16 protein-coding genes are annotated in these 17393 nt (G+C 71.9%); 9 read left to right on the top strand and 7 right to left on the bottom strand.

Translation table 11 applies throughout. From position 1 onward, the window contains the following. The first annotated feature begins 70 nt into the window (after positions 1–70). The 3 genes from ABD191_RS01145 to ABD191_RS01135 all read left to right on the top strand — a co-directional run bounded on the left by ABD191_RS01145 (position 71) and on the right by ABD191_RS01135 (position 3313). Positions 71–1003 carry an NUDIX domain-containing protein gene (locus ABD191_RS01145; RefSeq protein ID WP_344075723.1) on the top strand — a complete coding sequence of 311 codons (933 nt, stop codon included), beginning with the start codon at positions 71–73 and terminating at the stop codon, positions 1001–1003. Between the two features lie 63 nt (positions 1004–1066). After that, positions 1067–2080, top strand: a complete 1014-nt coding sequence (locus ABD191_RS01140; RefSeq protein WP_344075721.1) for an NUDIX hydrolase — start codon at positions 1067–1069, stop codon at positions 2078–2080. A gap of 294 nt (positions 2081–2374) precedes the next feature. Further along, positions 2375–3313, top strand: coding sequence for a CDP-alcohol phosphatidyltransferase family protein (locus tag ABD191_RS01135; RefSeq protein ID WP_425560635.1), 939 nt, complete (start codon positions 2375–2377; stop codon positions 3311–3313). Positions 3314–3378: 65 nt separating this feature from the next. Here ABD191_RS01135 and ABD191_RS01130 read toward each other — a convergent pair whose 3' ends face one another. The 3 genes from ABD191_RS01130 to ABD191_RS01120 all read right to left on the bottom strand — a co-directional run bounded on the left by ABD191_RS01130 (position 3379) and on the right by ABD191_RS01120 (position 6457). Continuing rightward, complete coding sequence (locus ABD191_RS01130; protein WP_344075718.1) at positions 3379–4632, bottom strand: phosphatidylserine decarboxylase; 1254 nt, start codon at positions 4630–4632, stop codon at positions 3379–3381. Positions 4633–4745: 113 nt separating this feature from the next. Next, positions 4746–5006, bottom strand: a complete 261-nt coding sequence (locus ABD191_RS01125; protein ID WP_344075716.1) for a hypothetical protein — start codon at positions 5004–5006, stop codon at positions 4746–4748. After that, on the bottom strand, positions 5003–6457 hold the full coding sequence (locus ABD191_RS01120) for a PspC domain-containing protein (protein WP_344075714.1): 1455 nt from the start codon (positions 6455–6457) through the stop codon (positions 5003–5005). Before ABD191_RS01120 ends, ABD191_RS01125 begins: the two co-directional genes overlap by 4 nt. A gap of 163 nt (positions 6458–6620) precedes the next feature. Between ABD191_RS01120 and ABD191_RS01115 the strand changes: the two genes are divergently transcribed. Both ABD191_RS01115 and ABD191_RS01110 read left to right on the top strand, forming a co-directional pair. Then, positions 6621–7904, top strand: coding sequence for an ATP-binding protein (locus ABD191_RS01115; protein ID WP_344075712.1), 1284 nt, complete (start codon positions 6621–6623; stop codon positions 7902–7904). Next, on the top strand, positions 7901–8560 hold the full coding sequence (locus ABD191_RS01110) for a response regulator (protein WP_344075710.1): 660 nt from the start codon (positions 7901–7903) through the stop codon (positions 8558–8560). The genes ABD191_RS01115 and ABD191_RS01110 overlap by 4 nt, the downstream gene beginning before the upstream one ends. A gap of 6 nt (positions 8561–8566) precedes the next feature. Here ABD191_RS01110 and ABD191_RS01105 read toward each other — a convergent pair whose 3' ends face one another. After that, the gene (locus tag ABD191_RS01105; protein ID WP_344075709.1) at positions 8567–9304 is read right to left on the bottom strand and encodes a PIG-L deacetylase family protein; all 738 of its coding nucleotides are present in this window, start codon (positions 9302–9304) and stop codon (positions 8567–8569) included. 28 nt (positions 9305–9332) lie between these two features. Next, complete coding sequence (locus ABD191_RS01100) at positions 9333–9653, bottom strand: chorismate mutase (RefSeq protein WP_344075708.1); 321 nt, start codon at positions 9651–9653, stop codon at positions 9333–9335. 289 nt (positions 9654–9942) lie between these two features. Here ABD191_RS01100 and pcrA point away from each other — a divergent pair, with 289 nt between their 5' ends. Continuing rightward, positions 9943–12291, top strand: coding sequence for a DNA helicase PcrA (gene pcrA, locus ABD191_RS01095; RefSeq protein WP_344075707.1), 2349 nt, complete (start codon positions 9943–9945; stop codon positions 12289–12291). Between the two features lie 63 nt (positions 12292–12354). Here pcrA and ABD191_RS01090 read toward each other — a convergent pair whose 3' ends face one another. Next, on the bottom strand, positions 12355–13260 hold the full coding sequence (locus tag ABD191_RS01090; RefSeq protein WP_344075706.1) for a M23 family metallopeptidase: 906 nt from the start codon (positions 13258–13260) through the stop codon (positions 12355–12357). A gap of 316 nt (positions 13261–13576) precedes the next feature. Beyond that, positions 13577–14299 (bottom strand): M23 family metallopeptidase, encoded by a 723-nt coding sequence (locus ABD191_RS01085; RefSeq protein ID WP_344075705.1) that lies wholly within the window; start codon positions 14297–14299, stop codon positions 13577–13579. Positions 14300–14544: 245 nt separating this feature from the next. Here ABD191_RS01085 and icmB point away from each other — a divergent pair, with 245 nt between their 5' ends. The 3 genes from icmB (at position 14545) to sucD (ending at position 17389) form a co-directional block, all read left to right on the top strand. Then, positions 14545–14955 carry a coenzyme B12-dependent isobutyryl CoA mutase small subunit gene (gene icmB / locus ABD191_RS01080; protein WP_344075703.1) on the top strand — a complete coding sequence of 137 codons (411 nt, stop codon included), beginning with the start codon at positions 14545–14547 and terminating at the stop codon, positions 14953–14955. Positions 14956–15321: 366 nt separating this feature from the next. After that, a complete protein-coding gene (sucC, locus tag ABD191_RS01075; RefSeq protein ID WP_344075701.1) occupies positions 15322–16500 on the top strand; it encodes an ADP-forming succinate--CoA ligase subunit beta in 1179 nt (392 codons plus the stop codon). A gap of 4 nt (positions 16501–16504) precedes the next feature. Then, positions 16505–17389 carry a succinate--CoA ligase subunit alpha gene (gene sucD / locus ABD191_RS01070; RefSeq protein WP_344075699.1) on the top strand — a complete coding sequence of 295 codons (885 nt, stop codon included), beginning with the start codon at positions 16505–16507 and terminating at the stop codon, positions 17387–17389. Positions 17390–17393: the final 4 nt, after the last annotated feature.

Below are 17393 nucleotides of genomic sequence, written 5' to 3'. Positions count from 1 at the left end.
CGGGTGACGGTTATGTCACTGATCCGACAGTGGAATCGTCGTTCGCGCTGGAAACGGTCACAATTCTCCGGTGACCCGCGCGACCGAGCCGTTGCGGAGGATCGCCGCTTACGGCATATGTACTGATTCCGACAACCGGGTGTTGTTGGTTCGAGCCTCCGTCACCTCCGGCACCCCGGGCGCGTGGTCGCTTCCGGGTGGGGCGGTTGACCACGGCGAACACCCCTTCGACACCGTGGTACGCGAGACGGCCGCCGAGACGGGCCTGTCGGTGAGCGTCGACCGGCTGCTCGACGTGGTCTCGGATCTGCGCACCCTGCCGGGCATCGCGTTGCACACCGACCGCCTCATCTACGCGGTCGCGTTGCGGGGCGGGGCGCTGCGCGAGCGGGTGGGCCAGCCGACCGACCTGGCCCGGTGGGTCCAGCGCGAGGAACTCGCCGAGCTGTCGCTGCGTCCGTTCACCGCGACCGCCCTCGGCATGGACGGGGCGGTCGACGCCGAGGCGCCCGACGAGACGCCCGAGCTGCCCTCCTTCTACGCCGTGCCCGGCCCGGACGGCCTGCACCGCACGCAGCGTTTCGCGGCGTACGGGCTGGTGACCGATCCGACGAACCGGGTGCTGCTGACCCGCATCGCGGACGGGTACCCGGGGGCGGGCCGCTGGCACCTGCCCGGCGGCGGCACGGACTACGGCGAGCAGCCCGGCCCGGCCCTGATCCGGGAGTTGGTTGAGGAGACCGGCCAGCAGGGGCGCCTGCTCGACCTGCTCGGCGTGGCGAGCCACCGCGATCCGGCGTCGCTGGGCCCGGAGGGGTACCCGATCGACTGGCACGGCGTGCGCGCCTTCTACCGCGTGATGGTGGACACGCCGACGCCGCCGACGGTGCACGACGTCGGCGGTTCCACGGCCGAGGCCCGCTGGTTCGACCCGCAGCAGCTCACGACCCTGCCGCTGACCGAGGTGACCGAGGAGGCGCTGTCCCGCTCGCCCCTGGCGTAACCCGATCGGGTGGCATCATCGGAGGGTTCCCCTACGGGGGACCTGACGATGGGAGTGGCGCGGGTGCGACGGCGGCGAATCGGTGCGTACGGAGTCTGTCTGGACGCGCGGGGCCGGGTGCTGTTGGTGCGCCTGGCGGCCGATTCGACGCAGCCCGGCCGGTGGATGCTCCCGGGTGGTGGGGTTGACCACGGCGAGGCGCCGGCGGCCGCGGTGGTCCGCGAGATCGCGGAGGAGACCGGCCTGCGGGTGCGCGTACGCGGGCCCCGCGACGTGTACCACGACATGATCGTCGACCGGCGGGGCGGCCTCGTCCACCATGATCGGTTGATCTTCGACGTGGACGTGATCGACGGCGAGCTGCGCGACGAGCCGGACGGCTCCACCGACGCGGCGGCCTGGGTCGACGCGGAGGAGTTGCCGACCCTGCCGCTGCTGCCCTTCGTGGCCGAGGCGCTCGGCGTGACGCCGGACGAGACCTTCGCGGCCGCGGCCGAGAGCGCCGCGCGCGCCGCGGCGGCCCGCATAGCGGCCGAGGAGACCAGCGCGGCGCTCGCCGGTGCGTCCGCCGCGACCGCGCCCGGCGTCGCCGGCCCCGGCGGCGTGCCGAGCCGGTTCCAGCGCTTCGCGGCGTACGGGCTGGTGACCGACCCGGCGGACCGCGTGCTGCTCTCCCGGATCGCGAACGGTTACCCCGGCAGCGGCCGGTGGCACCTGCCGGGCGGCGGTACGGATCACGGCGAGCACGCGGCGGCCGGCCTGCTCCGCGAGATGTACGAGGAGACGGGCCAGCGCGGCCGGGTGACGGCGCTGCTGAGCGTCTCGCACCGGTACAGCGGGCCGGCGCTGGGTCCCGAGGGGGTGCCGATCGATTGGCACGGCGTACGGGTGGTGTTCCGGGTGATCGTGGATGAGCCGACGGCGGCGTCGGTCATGGAGGCGCCGGGCGGCTCGACCGCCGAGGCTGGCTGGTTCACGGTCGCGGACGCGCTGCGCCTGCCGCTCACGGAGATCGCCGAGGAGTCGATCTCCGGACAGCTCGCCGGTCACCGGAGAGGGCGAAGGCCGGCGGTGTGACCCGTCACAGCTCTGGGCGTGTTGCCGCAGGTAGGGGACAATAGACGTCAGGTGGTCGGGGGATTGCGAAGCGTAATCAACCTTCGCGGCGATAAGTCCGATTCCGATACGTACGAGGCTAAAGACTGCCTGGTTCGGGCATCGCCAAGACGCCTCCCGTGTGCGATCGTGTAGGACGCTAACCGGGCGAACCCGGATTGGCTGTCCTACTGGAGGGATAACGTGCCGAGACCCAGGCTCCGTCGGCGACGCAGCATGGACAACCCCGGGCCCGCGGGCCGCCGGTGGGGTCGCCTGCGCCGCAGCGGATCGCTCGCTCGACAGGTTCTCGTGGAGGGACGCGGCATCGTCGGCCGGGTCGGCCGCCGCCGCGACAAGGATGGCGTGACGACACAGCGCACTGACGCCGACGCGTTCGACCCCCTGGCCGGCCGGAGGCTGCGCTCGCGGCAGGTCGCCGCCGCTCCGGTGAGCCCGGCCCTGCCGCCCGTGCGGGGCGTCGACGCCGAGGCCGGCATGGTCAGCATCCCGCTGCTGCCCGGCGAGCGTACGCCGGCACGTCGGGTGAAGTTCGCCATCGCCAATGGCTGCACGGTCGCGAGCCTCGTGCTCGGCATGGTCGCGGTCTTCCTGGCGATCAACGGCGAGCTGCGGTTCGCCGCCGTGGCGTTGCTCGGCTGCGTGGCCTTCGACGGCTGCGACGGCGGTCTCGCCCGCCGGTTCGGCGTGGCCAGCCCGTTCGGCGCGCAGATGGACTCGCTGGCCGACCTCAGCTCGTTCGGCGTGGCCACGGGCATCGTGGTGTACCAGTGGCTCATCGCCTCCGGCGCCTCGCCGGCGGCCGCCGCCCCGGTCTGCGCCCTCATCGCGGTCTGCGCCGCGATCCGCCTGGCCCGGTTCAACGTCTCGCCGAAGGACGGCCGCTTCTTCACGGGCGTGCCGACCACCATGATCGCCGCGGTGCTCGCGCTCGCGACGCAGCTGAGCCCGGACATGCCGGCCAGCGCCCGGGTGGCCGTCGTCGCGCTCGCCGCGCTGGCGATGGTGAGCTCGTTCCCGTACGCGAAGCTGACCCGCGTGGTGCGCCTGCCCATCTGGGTGTGGCTGCTGCCGCTCGTCGGCGTCCTGATCAACCCCGCGGTGACGTTCGTCCTCGTCGTCCTGGCCTACCTGGTCAGCGGCCCGCTGATCTGGCTGCACCAGCGCCAGACCCGCCGCGTCGTCGCGCCCTAGCTGCTCACGCGTAAAAAAGGGGGACCCGCGAGGGTCCCCCTTTTTTGGCTTTACGGGTCTGCGCCTCAGATCCAGCGGGCGATCACGGTTTCGCCGCCCACCACGCGGTCGCCCACGGCGACCTCCGCGACGGCCAGGTCGGCCGGCAGGTACACGTCCGTGCGCGAACCGAACCGGATGAGGCCGAAGCGCTCACCCCTCGCCAGCAGGGAGCCGGCCGGCGCCCGGTGCACGATCCGCCGGGCGATCAGCCCGGTGCGCTGCGCGACCACGACCGGTCCGCGGGTCGTTTCCAGCACCGTGTACGCCGCGACGTTGTGCTCCGCCTCCGGCTTCATGGCCGCCGCGAAGCCGCCGTCGACGACGAACTGGTCGGCGACCCGACCGGCGACCGGCGCCCGGTTCACGTGCACGTCCAGGACGGACAGGAACACGGCGACGCGCAGGTACTCCCGCTCGCCCCAGGTGCCCAGCTTGTCGTCGCGCAGCCGCTCGACCGAGAGCACCCTGCCGTCGCTGGCCGCCACCACGGCGCTCGGGTCGGTCGGGACCTGGCGCTCGGGGTCGCGGAAGAACGCCGCGACCGGCCCGGCCGCGAGCGCCGGTACGAGCCAGGCCCGCGAGCGCGGCCGCACCGTGCGCAGCAGTGCGGCGGCGCCGAGGAAGATCGCGGCGGCGGCCACGCCGTTGGAGTCGATGTTCATCGTGCGCGACAGCTTCACGCTGCTGGTGCGGGCCAGGGGGGCCAGGGACTCGGCGAGCGCCGGCTCGGCCGCGCTGAAGCACAGCCGCTGCACCTTCAGCGGCGGCGGGTTGATGAGCACCAGGTCGCTGCCGACGCCGTGGCTGTCGGCGTAGCGGGCCACCTCGGCGGCGGCCGGCCCGGCGAGGAACTCGGCCGCGGGGACGGCGACACTGAGCACGCCGCCCGGGGTGAGGAGCTTGGCGAGGCCGTCGATCTCCGCGCGGGCGGACTCAGCGGACCCCTTCAGCGGCTCGGCGATGATCACCGAGTCGGCCGGGTCGGCGTCCGCGAGCGTCTCGATGACGCGTACCCGTTGCTCCACCAGCGCGGACGCGGCGGTGACGTGGGCGCGGACCTCGGCCGACGCGGCCCCGGCCACCACGGTCAGCGTGCCGGCCGGCCCGAGCGCCTCGATCGCGGCGTTGAGCACCTCGGACTGTCCGCTCACGCCCACGACCAGGCCGGTGGCGGAGCCCGTGCGGCGGGCGAAGTCGGCGGCGAGCGCGGCGGCGGCCCGGCCCTCGACCCGGCTGAAGCCGGGACCGGGGAGTCCGGCGCTGGGTGACTCGGTCATCGTGACCCCTTCGGCGAGGCTGCGTGGTCGGGCCCGGTCGGCCCCGCAGGCCAGCATATGCGGCGGGGGTGGGCCGACCCAGTGGGCCGGCCCACCCCCGCGGGTGGACCCCGTCAGTCCGTCGGTTCCGGCTTGTCGGCCGAAGCCGCGGCCTCTGGGGCGCTTGCGGTGGGCGGGGCCGTGACGGGCGCGCGCCGCGGCCGCAGGTTGAGCAGTACGCCCAGCAGCCCCAGCCCGATCAGCGCCAGGGCGAGCAGCCAACCCAGGTTGGGCAGGCTGACGTCGAGGTAGCTGCCGCTGGCCCAGGCGACGACGATCACCAGGAAGATCAGGCCGAACGTGAGCGATACGGCGTCGGTGTGGTGCCGGTTCATCGGTGTACCTCCAGGTTGCCCGCCGTCACCTCGATGATGAGGGTGATCTTTCCGCCGCCCGCACCGTCGACGCCCAGGTCGGTGACGGTGCGGGACGGGTTGAACAGGCCCTCCCACTTCTCGCCGAACACCTCGGCGTTGCCGGCGACCACCTTGGCCTCGACCGTGGCGTCGACGTTGCGGGGAAGGATGACGTCGACATTGCCGGCGCGGGTCGTGAGCCGCGTGGTCACGTCCCGGTCGGTGAAATCGACCTTGGACAGGTCCAGCCGGGTGTCGCCGGCGCCCTGGCGGTACTGGTCCTGGATCTCGGCGACGGTCTGCGGCCGCCACTCGATGTTGCCCATATGACCCCAGTTGCCGTCGTGGCGGACGCCGTTGACGCCGGCCGTGAGGGCCAACAGCAGCGACAGCGCGATGCCCAGCCCGATGAGACCGCGGGCCCGGCCGACCCAGGCGCCGAGCACCAGGCCGAACCCGACCGTGGCCAGCGCGGCGCCGACGTATACCTCGCCCGGGACGGACGCGCCGCCCAGGTCGACCAGCGCGACGATGCCCAGGACGATCAGCATCAGGGACAGGACCAGGCCGCCGAGCCGCGACTTGGGCGGCTTCGGGGGCGGCGGCGTCGGGACGGGCCGGGCGAAGGTCGGCGGTACGGGCGGCGGGGCGTACGGGCCGTGCGGCGCGAACGGCGGACGCGGCGCGGCACCGGGCGGCGGCGGCGCCAACGGCGTGGTCGCCGTGGCGGGGGAGGACATGGTGGCTCCTTGCGACGGGGGTGGGTAGTAACCGGCCGGCGGTGGCACGACCGGATAGCCGGGGGCGGGCGGGTACCCGGCCGCGGGCGGTACGGGCGGCGGAGCGCCGGGCGCCCCGCCGGCCGCCCCGCCGCGCTCGCGCAGCAGCAGGTAGCCGCCGCCGAGCAGCAGCAGCACGGCGAACAGGCCGGGCTCGGCGCGCCCGCCCAGGAACGCGGCGAGGGTCAGCAGCACGATGCAGGCCACGATCACCGTGACGACGGTCGGCGTGCTCGACTTGCCGCGGCCGAGGACGGCCTCGACCGGTGCGCCCGTGTCGCCCTCGGACGGCAGCGTCAGCCACCCGACGAGGTAGACCAGCAGGCCCACGCCGCCGAAAATGGTCAGCACCGCGAGGACGATGCGCCACAGCACCGGGTCGGTGTTCGTGGCCCGCCCGAACGCGCTGCAGACACCGGCGAAGACCCGGCCCTGCGCGGGCCGGACCAGGCCGTGCTTGACGGCGAAGGTGTACAGCGGCGAGGACGGCTGGGCGCCGTACTGGCCGGCGCCGGGCGGTGGGGGAGCCTGGCCGGTGTGGTCGCCGCCCGGAGGCGGTGGCGGGGCCTGGCCGGTGTCGTCGCCGCCCGCGGTCGCCGGCTCGGGTGCGTCCGGGTTCCCAGGCGGCTGAGGGGGACGGTCGTCTGTCATGGTTCGATCCTGAACCCTGGCGGCCCCGGTATGCCTCAGGAAGAGACCCTGAGCTGACCCTGGCTTTGCCGGATCAGGGTCGCCGTCGCTGGTCGGCGGCCCCGTGGCGTGTGACGATCGGTGGGACGCCACCCCGCAGGACAGGAGCAGGAAGATCAAAACCATGGACGGTCCGGCCGCCACCGCGTACCAGCCGCGCCGCCTCTACCGCGACCGCGGCGACCGGCTCGTGGCGGGCGTGGCCGCCGGCCTGGCCGAGCACCTGCGCCTGCCCGTCGCCGCCGTGCGCATCGGGTTCGTGGCGCTGGTCATCGCCAACGGCCTGGGCATCCTGCTCTATGTCGCCTTTTGGGCCGTCCTGCCCGTCTCGCCGAAGGCACTCGGCGCGCCACCGCGCAAGCGCCGCCCGCTGGAGCTGCTGCCCTTCCTGGGGCTGATCGTCGGCGTGTTCCTCCTGCAGTTGCGCCTCGGCTGGTTCGGGCTCAACGCGACCGTCGTCGCCCTGCTCGCGCTCGTGGCGCTCGGCGCCGGCATCATCTGGCACCAGGCCGACCCGGCGCGCCGCAAGGGCATGGCCGACCCGGCCGAGACGGACCTGCCCTGGTCGCAGCGGTTCATGCGCGGGTTCGAGGAGGAGTCCGACAGGGACCGGCGCTGGTCACTGCTGCGCATCATCGGCGGCGGGCTGCTCGTCATCACCGGCATCATCGCCATCCTCACCGTGTACGCCGCGCCGTACGGCTCCATCGACCTGAGCTCGATCGGGCTGAGTCTCGCCTTCGCGGTGCTCGCGTTGGCGGGCGTCGTGCTCATCCTGGCCCCGCTGATCTACCGGATCTTCGGGCAGCTGCGCGAGGAGCGGGTCGCCCGCATCCGCGAGCAGGAGCGCGCCGAGATCGCGGCGGTCGTGCACGATCAGGTCCTGCACACGCTCGCGCTGATCCAGCGCAGTGCCACCGACTCGGCCAGCGTGCAGCGGCTGGCCCGCGGCCAGGAGCGCAGCCTGCGCAACTGGCTCTACAAGCCGGCCGCCTCGCCGGCCGAGCGGGTCACCGCCGCGCTGGAGGAGGTGGCCGCCGAGGTCGAGGACTCGTACGGCATCGCGGTCGAGACCGTCATCGTCGGCGACGCGCCCTCCGACGACGACACGGCCGCGCTCGTCGCCGCCGTGCGCGAGGCGCTGGTGAACGCGGCACGTCACGCCAAGGTGCCCAGCGTGTCGCTCTACGCCGAGATGGAGGAGGATCAGATCAGCGCGTACGTCCGCGACCGCGGCGCCGGGTTCGAGCTGTCCTCCGTGGACGGTGACCGCCAGGGCGTGAAGGGGTCGATCATCGGCCGGATGGACCGGCACGGCGGCACCGCGGAGATCCGTACCGCGCCCGGCGAGGGCACCGAAGTCGCGCTGCACCTCCCGCGCGGTCGAGAAAGGAAGGCGGGGTCATGACAGAGCAGGCCCAGGTTCGTCGGTTGCGGGTGTTTCTCGTGGACGACCACGCGATGTTCCGGGCCGGCGTGCGCGCCGAGCTGGGCGCGTACGTCGACGTGGTCGGGGAGGCCGCCACCGTGCCCGAGGCGATCTCGCGCGTCCCCGCCGCCGCGCCCGACGTCGTGCTGCTCGACGTGCACATGCCGGACGGCGGCGGCCGCATGGTGCTGGACGCGCTGCGCCGCCAGCACCCGGAGATCAAGTTCCTGGCGCTGTCCGTGTCCGACGCCGCCGAGGACGTCATCGGCCTGATCCGGGCCGGCGCCCGCGGCTACGTCACGAAGACGATCTCGCCGGAGCAACTGGCCGACGCCGTGCGCCGGGTGGCCGACGGCGACGCGGTGTTCAGCCCGCGCCTGGCCGGGTTCGTGCTGGACGCGTTCGCCACCCGCCCGGACGTACCCGTCGTCGACCCGGAGCTCGACCAGCTCACCAACCGCGAGCGCGAGGTGCTGCGCCTGCTCGCGCGCGGCTACGCGTACAAGGAGATCGCCAAGGAGCTGTACATCTCGATCAAAACGGTCGAGACGCACGTCTCCAACGTCCTGCGCAAGCTGCAGATGTCCAACCGGTACGAGCTGTCGCGCTGGGCCGCCGACCGCCGCCTCGTCTGAGCCGCCCTACTCCGTGCGCAGCACGGTGAACGCCTCCGCGAGGCGGCCCTCGCCGAGCCCGGCGGCGCTGGCCGTCTCGGCCAGCCGGTGACGCAGGATCGCGTCGAGGTCGATGTGGCTGGTCTGCGAGGCGTGAGCGCGCAGGGCCGTCAACTTCGTCTCGTACGCGTCCGTGATGTCGACCACGTGATCCGGTGACGGCCCGGCCGTGTACCAGACCTCCCGCACGGTCCACGGCTGCAGGCCGTGTTCGCTCAGCAGCTCCGGGTACGCGAACGGGTTGCGCGAGTCCGGGTAGATGGCGCAGGTCGTCGCCTCGCCGACCGCCAGGTGATCGGGGTGGCTGGGGCCGGCGATCCGGTCCCAGCGCCGTAGCGGCGAGTTCGTGATGATCCGGTCCGGGCGGTGGCGGCGGATCGCCGCGATGATGTCGCGCCGCAGTTCGAGGCTGGGCGTGACCGTGCCGTCGGAGTACCCGTCAAGGAATTCCACGGTCTTGACCCCGACGACGGACGCTGCCGCCCGCTGCTCCGACTCGCGGATCGCGGGAATCCGCTCGCGCGGGGTGTCGTCGAAGCCGCCCGCGTCGCCGCGCGTAACGATCAGGTACGTGACCTCGATGCCGGCGTCGACCCAGCCGGCGATCGTGCCGGCGGCGCCGAAGTCGACATCGTCGGGGTGCGCGAACACCCCGAGCGCGCGACTGACGTCGGTGAGGACGGGAGCGGACGGCGGAAAGGTCACCCCGTCAACCTACCGCCACTCCTGCTGGCTACAGCGGGCCGCGGCCGGCGCGCAGCAGCAGCATGGCGACCTGAACGCCGTCGGGGCCGAGGGCCTCGCGGAAACGCTCGACGATCTGCTGCTCGCGGGAGAGCACGAGCCGGGTGCCGCCGGAGGCGACCCGGGTCTTGCCGACCTCCTGGGAGATGGCGGCGCGCTCCAGCCAGAGGTCGATGATCGCCGAGTCGATCTCGTCGATCCGTTCTCGCAGCGCGGTGATGTGCTCGCTCGGCACCGTGTCGGCGCTGGCGATCGTCGTGCCGGATGAGGTCGTGATGGTGTCCGGGGCGGGGCTCAGAGCGGCGGTCATGTCATGCTCCTCGATGGATTCGACGGGGGTCACACGTCCCGGAGCGCCAAGAAGCCCCGGACTCGTGGGAGCCGGGGCTTCTCGCAGGTCTCTTGCTCAGGCGTGACCTACGGCTGCCGGGGTCCCGGTGCCGTAGCCATAAAATCGCGCCTGAGAGTGCTGCACGTTGCCCAGTATGCCATCGCCGGCCCGCCGCGCCAGCACCGAACCACCTTTTGGGACGCACGCCTCACGGGGGCGCCTGCCACCACGGGCCGATGTCGGTGGCCGGGCATAGACTCGCACAACGATGCCCACTCTTTTCGACCCGCCTCTGCGGTCACCCGCGCCAGCCGAGTCACACGCCCTGTTGGACGGGCTCAACGACGCCCAACGCGCCGCCGTGACCCACGCCGGCACGCCGCTGCTCATCGTGGCCGGCGCCGGTTCCGGCAAGACCCGGGTGCTCACGCACCGCATCGCCTACCTGCTGGCGGCGCGCGACGTGCACCCCGGCGAGGTGTTGGCGATCACCTTCACCAACAAGGCGGCGGCCGAGATGAAGGAGCGGGTCACCGCCATCATCGGCAGCCGGGCCCGGTTCATGTGGGTCAGCACGTTCCACTCGGCGTGCCTGCGCATCCTGCGGGCCGAACACGCCCAGCTGGGCCTGAAGTCGACATTCAGCGTGTACGACGCGGACGACTCGCGGCGGCTCATGCAACTCGTCGCGCGCGAACTCGACCTCGACCCGAAGCGGCACCCGGCGCGGGCGCTGGCGGCCGAGGTGTCGAACCTCAAGAACGAGCTGATCACCCCGGAGGCGGCCACCGATCGGGCCCAGGGTCCACACCAGCGCACGGTCGCCGAGGCGTACGCGCTGTACCAGAGGCGCCTCGCGGAGGCGCAGGCGCTCGACTTCGATGACCTGATCATGATGACGGTCCGGTTGCTGCAGGAACACCCGGACACGGCCGAGCACTACCGTCGGCGCTTCCGCCACGTGCTCGTCGACGAATACCAGGACACCAACCACGCGCAGTACGTGCTGGTGAAGGAGCTGGTCGGGTCGACCGGCGAGCTGTGCGTGGTCGGCGACGCCGACCAGTCGATCTACGCGTTCCGGGGCGCGACCATCCGCAACATCCTGGAGTTCGAGCGCGACTTCCCGGACGCGCGCACGATCCTGCTGGAGCAGAACTACCGCTCCACTCAGACCATCCTGAACGCGGCCAACGCCGTCATCGACCGCAACAGCGACCGGCGGCCCAAGCGGCTGTGGAGCGAGGCGGGCGAGGGCGCGCCGATCACGGCGTACGTGGCGGACACCGAGCACGGCGAGGCCGACTGGGTGGCCCGCGAGATCGACCGGCTCGTCGACGACGAGGGCGTGCGCTACGGCGACGTCGCGGTCTTCTACCGCACCAACGCCCAGTCCCGCGTGTTCGAGGAGATCTTCATCCGGCTCGGGCTGCCCTACAAGGTGGTCGGCGGCGTCCGGTTCTACGAGCGCAAGGAGGTCCGCGACGCGCTGGCCTACCTGCGCGCGATCGCCAACCCCGACGACATGGTGAGCCTGCGGCGCATCCTCAACACCCCGCGCCGGGGCATCGGCGACCGCGCCGAGGCGTGCGTGGAGGCGCTGGCCAGCCGGGAGCGCATCTCGTTCGGCGCGGCGCTCGCGCGGGTCAACGAGGCGGTCGGCATCTCGACCCGGGCGGCCAACTCCATCGCCGACTTCGTGGCCATGCTGGCCGAGCTGCGGGAGATGACCGCGGTCGCGCCGCCCGAGGAGGTGTTGGAGGCCGTGCTGCAGCGCTCGGGCTACCTGGCCGAGCTGGAGGACAGCCCGGACCCGCAGGACGCCGGCCGGGTGGAGAACCTGCAGGAGCTGGTGAGCGTCGCCCGGGAGTACACGGACCGCGCCGAGGCGATCGCCGCGGCGGCCGAGGGTGAGGTCGAGGGCCCGAGCCTCGCCGGTTTCCTGGAGCAGGTCGCCCTCGTGGCCGACGCCGACGAGATCCCGGAGGACGATCCCGACCACCAGGGCGTCGTCACCCTCATGACGCTGCACACCGCCAAGGGACTGGAGTTCCCGGTGGTGTTCCTGACCGGCCTGGAGGACGGGGTCTTCCCGCACCTGCGCTCGCTGGGCGACCGCACCGAGCTGGAGGAGGAGCGCCGCCTGGCCTACGTGGGGATCACCCGGGCCCGGCAGCGGCTCTACCTGTCCCGGTCGGTGACCCGTTCGGCGTGGGGGGCGCCACAGCACAATCCGGCCAGCCGTTTCATCGACGAGCTACCGGCCGACCTGGTCGACTGGAAGCGCACCGAGGCCGCGTACACGAGCTGGTCGGGTCGCTCCGGGGTGGGTGGTCGCGGCGGGCCGGTCGAATCGCGGTTCGTGGGGGGCACCCCGAAGGCGACCCAGTTGGCCTCCCGGCTGGGCCTGGACCCGACCAAGTTCACGACCGCCAGCGAGATGGCCCGCGGGGACGTGCCGAGCCTGGCCGCCGGCGACCGGATCAACCACCAGCGCTGGGGCGTCGGGCGGGTGCTCGCCGTGGAGGGCGCCGGTGCCCGTACGCAGGCGCAGGTCGACTTCGGCGACCAGGTGATGTGGATCGTGCTCCGGCACGCCCCGATCGAGAAGCTCTGAGCGCGGACATGCCGAGAGCCCAGCCGGATCGGCTGGGCTCTCGATCACCGGGGGGACGTGGTTCTAGCAGGAACGGACGTTCACGCCGTGCGAGCGCAGGAAGCCAGCCGGGTTGATCTGGTTCCACTGGCTGCCGCGCCACACCTCGAAGTGCAGGTGGGGGCCGGTCGAGTCGCCGGTGCTGCCTTCGTAGGAGATGGTCTGGCCGGTCTGGACGTGCTGGCCCACGCGCACGGCCAGGCGGGAGGCGTGGCCGTACAGGGTCCAGGTGCTGTTGCCGTGGCTGATGACGACCTTGTTGCCGTAGCCGTCGCCCGCGTCACCGGCGGCGATCACGGTGCCGGACTTCGCCGCGCGGATCGGGTAGCCGGCGACGTTCGCGAAGTCGATGCCCTTGTGGTACTGCGGGTACGGGTCCGTCCGGTACTCGTAACAGGACGTGACGCTGAACGAGGCCATCGGGAAGACCCAGCTGTTGGCCTTGCGCTTCGCGGCGGCGGCCTTCGCGGCGGCTGCCTTCTTCGCGGCGGCCGCCTTGGCGGCGGCGGCCTTCTTCGCGGCGGCGGCCTGCTTGGCGGCGGCGGCCTTCTTCGCGGCCTCCGCCTTCTTGGCGGCCTCCGCCTTCCTCGCGGCCTCCGCCTTCTTCTCGGCCGCCTCCTTGGCCTTCTTGGCGGCAGCCTCAGCGGCCGCGGCCTCGCGGGCGGACCGGTCGGCCCGCTCCGGCGATCCGGCGCGGTCGGTGTAGCTCACCACGGCGGCGGTGTCCTCGGTGCCCGCGGAGGAACTGCCGGACTGCGCGGTGGTCGCGACAACGGCGGCGAGAGCGGCCACGGCCAGGCCGCCGGCCATCACGCGCTTGCGGGTGTCGAGCTTGTTGAATCGGGACTGGATTGCGGTGCGCAGCTGGGCCGCGCGGTTCTTGATGACGGGGCGATCGGTCTGGCCCTCGGGGGTGTTGCGCTGGTGCACGGGGGGTTACTCCTGCGTCGTCGTCATGGACACGAACTCGATCCATGGTGCTGATCGACGCGCTGGAGAGCTGTTTTCAGGGGTCGGCGGGGTGCCCGGAAGCATCCCGGAACGCGTGGGTTACTCGCCCGTACGTGAGTACTTTTCCGATTTACGTGGGTAAGGTTTTGTGACCCGCTTCGCAGTTTTTGGCATGACGTTTGTCACCGCGCGGTGGCGGGGACGCGCGCGGCGCCCCCGCGAAATGCGACAGCCCGGCACGGCTCCATCGAGGCCCGTGCCAATCCGGCATGGCCTGATCCCCATGTCAAGGGGGCTACGGGATGATGATGGCTCCGTTGGCGGCCTCAAGCCGCTTGGCGATGTCCACGCCGTGCGCCAGCATCCACGGAATCGGGTCGGTTGCCTTGCCGTTCACCAGCACCTCGAAGTGCAGGTGGTCGCCGAACGAGAAGCCCGTGTTGCCGGCCTGCAGGATCGGGGTGCCCGCCTCGACGTGCTGCCCCTCCTTGACCAGGAGCTTCGAGCCATGGCAGTACCGCGTGACGACGTTGTTGCCGTGGTCGATCTCGACGGCGTTGCCGCACCCGCCGTTGTAGCGGGACAGGACGACGGTGCCGGAGTGCACGGCGTAGATCGGGGTGCCGTACGGGACCGCGAGGTCGACGCCGTAGTGCATCTCGCCCCAGCGCATCTCGTAGAGCGTGGTGATCTGGTACTGCCGGCGAAGCGGGAGATACCAGACATCGGGGGCGGCCTGCTCCACGGTCGACGCGGGTCCGGCCCGGTCGGCGGCGCGGTTGGCGCGATCCTGGGCGGCTACGCGGTCCTCGACGGTCTGGACGCTCGCCGTGGCGGCGTCGACCGAGTACGCGTCAGTGGAACCGGAGCTCGAGTCGGGAGCTGCCGCGCCGGCGCCCAGCACCACCACGCCCGCGCCGACGACGGCGGTCGTGACGACCGCTGCGTAGCGACTGCGAGGGGGTGTGGGTACGCGTCGACGGCCGGTATAGCGCCCGTCCTGCGCCTTGGGTTGCACACGCCCTCCGTCTCGTCGGACACGTGAGCACTCTGTGTCACGGGTGCCCGGGGGTTGCCTCCACGCACACCGCTCGACACGGTAGCGAACGCGTGCCGCTCGCCACAAGCTGGCACGCGGGCGACCAAACGGTTACAGACAGTCAGCGAGATGGTGACGTCGGACGCTGCGGCGATGCCGGCTCGCGCTGAAACGGGGCGGCACAGTAGCTTGGATACCTAAGGAAACGTTCAGGAGGAGGCGGCGTGAGCGAGGAGCATCGGATCCGGGTCGTTATCGCCAAGCCGGGCCTCGATGGGCACGACCGTGGCGCGAAGGTTGTGGCCCGGGCCCTACGCGACGCCGGCATGGAGGTCATCTACACCGGCCTGCATCAGACACCCGACCAGATCGTCGCGACCGCCATCCAAGAGGACGCCGACGTCGTCGGCCTGTCCGTACTCTCCGGCGCGCACATGACCCAGTTCCGCCGGGTCATCGAGCTGCTGCGCGAAAAGGGTGCCGACGACATCGTCGTGTTCGGCGGCGGCATCATCCCGGCCGCGGACATCCCGGAGCTGACCGACATCGGCGTCGCGAAGATCTTCACACCGGGGGCCTCCACCCAGGCCATCGTCGACTGGGTCCGCGCGAACGTGGCGACCTCTGTCGCCTGAGTCCGGTCGGCGCGGGTGGCGGGCCCGCACGCACAGCGCAAAGTGAGAGGCCGGACGCACCCCTCACACGTCCGGCCTCTCTATGCACGATGCCCCGCCGCCACCCCTCGACCGACAGGGCATCGGCCGTTCTTGCACTTCGGCGCGGTGGTCGCCGCCGACATCACACTCAACGAGGCCTGACGGACCCGGTTACGCGGTTTGTCGGATTTCGGCTCATCGTCGGTGGGAAGGCCCGCTCGGCGGTGTGCGCTTGGGCACAGCACGTGCCCGCAGCGGTGCGCGCCGTGTCCGGCTCGCTAGGCTGCGGGCGATAAGGCCCGCCCTAAATGTGAGCGGCGCGTATACGTCAGCGAAGAGGTTTACGTGGACCTGTACGAATACCAGGGACGCGAGCTGTTCGACCGGCACGGGCTGCCGGTCCTGGACGGCGGCGTCGCCACGACCCCGGCCGAGGCCCGCGAGATCGCGGAGCGCCTGGGCGGCCGGGTGGTCGTGAAGGCTCAGGTGAAGGTCGGGGGTCGGGGCAAGGCCGGCGGCGTGAAGCTCGCCGACGGCGTCGACGAGGCGCAGGCCCGGGCGACCGACATCCTCGGCATGGACATCAAGGGCCACACGGTCCACAAGGTGATGGTGACCACGACGGCCGCCATCACGGAGGAGTACTACTTCTCCTACCTGCTCGACCGGGCGAACCGCACGTTCCTGTGCATCGCCAGCACCGCGGGCGGCATGGAGATCGAGCAGGTCGCCCACGACGCCCCGGAGAAGGTCGTCAAGCTGCCGATCGACGCGAACAAGGGCGTCGACGAGGCGACCGCGCGCGAGATCGTCACGAAGGCCGCCTTCCCCGCGGAGGTCGCCGAGCAGATCGTCGAGATCGCTCAGGGGCTCTGGAAGGCGTTCGTCGCCGAGGACGCCACGCTCGTCGAGGTGAACCCGCTCGCCAAGGTCGACGGCGGCAAGGTCCTGCTGCTCGACGCGAAGGTGACCCTCGACGCGAACGCGGACTTCCGCCACCCGGACCACGCGCAGTGGGAGGACAAGTCGGCCGTCGATCCGCTGGAGCAGGCGGCGAAGGCCAAGGACCTCAACTACGTCAAGCTCGATGGCCAGGTCGGCATCATCGGCAACGGCGCGGGCCTGGTCATGTCGACCCTGGACGTCGTCGCGTACGCCGGCGAGGAGTTCGGCGGCGTGAAGCCGGCCAACTTCCTCGACATCGGCGGCGGCGCGAGCGCCGCCGTCATGGCGAACGGCCTGGAGATCGTGCTGTCGGACCCGGCCGTGAAGAGCGTGTTCGTCAACGTCTTCGGCGGCATCACCGCGTGCGACGCGGTCGCCAACGGCATCGTGCAGGCGCTCGACCTGCTCAAGCAGCGCGGCGAGACGGTGGACAAGCCGCTCGTGGTGCGGCTCGACGGCAACAACGCCGAGGAGGGTCGCCGGATCCTCGACTCCGCCAACAACCCGCTGGTCGAGCGGGTGGACACTATGGATGGTGCCGCCAAGCGCGCGGCCGAGCTCGCGGCTGCGGGGGTGTGACGCAATGGCTATCTGGCTCACCAGCGAATCCAAGGTGATCGTCCAGGGCATCACCGGCGCCGAGGGCAGCAAGCACGCGGCCCGCATGCTGCGCGCCGGCACCAATGTCGTCGGCGGCACCAACCCGCGCAAGGCCGGCCAGAAGGTCGAGCTGGAGGGACACAGCGTGCCGGTCTTCGGCACGGTCGCGGAGGCGATGGCCGAGGCGGGCGCCGACGTCAGCGTCATCTTCGTGCCGCCGGCGTTCACCAAGGCCGCGGTGGTGGAGGCGATCGACGCGCAGATCCCGCTCGCGGTCGTCATCACCGAGGGGGTGCCGGTGCACGACACCGCGGCCTTCTGGGCCCACGCGGTCGAGACCGGCAACAGGACGCGCATCATCGGCCCCAACTGCCCGGGCATCGCAAGCCCCGGCCAGTCCAACGCCGGCATCATCCCGGCCGACATCACCGGGTCGGGCCGCATCGGCCTGGTCTCCAAGTCGGGCACGCTGACCTACCAGATGATGTACGAGCTGCGCGACATCGGCTTCTCCACGTGCGTCGGCATCGGCGGCGACCCGATCATCGGTACGACGCACATCGACGCGCTCGCGGCGTTCCAGGACGACCCCGACACCGACGCGATCGTGATGATCGGTGAGATCGGCGGCGACGCGGAGGAGCGCGCGGCCGACTTCATCAAGGCCAACGTGACCAAGCCGGTCGTCGGCTACATCGCCGGCTTCACCGCGCCGCCCGGCAAGACGATGGGCCACGCGGGCGCCATCATCTCCGGCTCGGCCGGCACGGCCGACGCGAAGAAGGTGGCGCTCGAGGCGGTCGGCGTGAAGGTCGGCAAGACCCCGACCGAGACGGCCAACATCATGCGTCAGGTGATGCGGGGCTAGTCCC

Origin of the sequence: Luedemannella helvata, from assembly GCF_039528415.1 — a bacterium.
Lineage (GTDB): Bacteria > Actinomycetota > Actinomycetes > Mycobacteriales > Micromonosporaceae > Luedemannella > Luedemannella helvata.
The sequence above is the reverse complement of the archived record's forward strand: the minus strand, read 5'-3'. Positions and strand labels throughout refer to the sequence as shown.

Coding starts and splice junctions, on each gene's coding strand:
- sucD (WP_344075699.1), top strand. CDS start 16,505: ATGGCTATCTGGCTCACCAGCGAATCCAAGGTGATCGTCCAGGGCATC.
- ABD191_RS01110 (WP_344075710.1), top strand. CDS start 7,901: ATGACAGAGCAGGCCCAGGTTCGTCGGTTGCGGGTGTTTCTCGTGGAC.
- ABD191_RS01125 (WP_344075716.1), bottom strand. CDS start 5,006: ATGAACCGGCACCACACCGACGCCGTATCGCTCACGTTCGGCCTGATC.
- ABD191_RS01115 (WP_344075712.1), top strand. CDS start 6,621: ATGGACGGTCCGGCCGCCACCGCGTACCAGCCGCGCCGCCTCTACCGC.
- ABD191_RS01120 (WP_344075714.1), bottom strand. CDS start 6,457: ATGACAGACGACCGTCCCCCTCAGCCGCCTGGGAACCCGGACGCACCC.
- pcrA (WP_344075707.1), top strand. CDS start 9,943: ATGCCCACTCTTTTCGACCCGCCTCTGCGGTCACCCGCGCCAGCCGAG.
- ABD191_RS01130 (WP_344075718.1), bottom strand. CDS start 4,632: ATGACCGAGTCACCCAGCGCCGGACTCCCCGGTCCCGGCTTCAGCCGG.
- ABD191_RS01100 (WP_344075708.1), bottom strand. CDS start 9,653: ATGACCGCCGCTCTGAGCCCCGCCCCGGACACCATCACGACCTCATCC.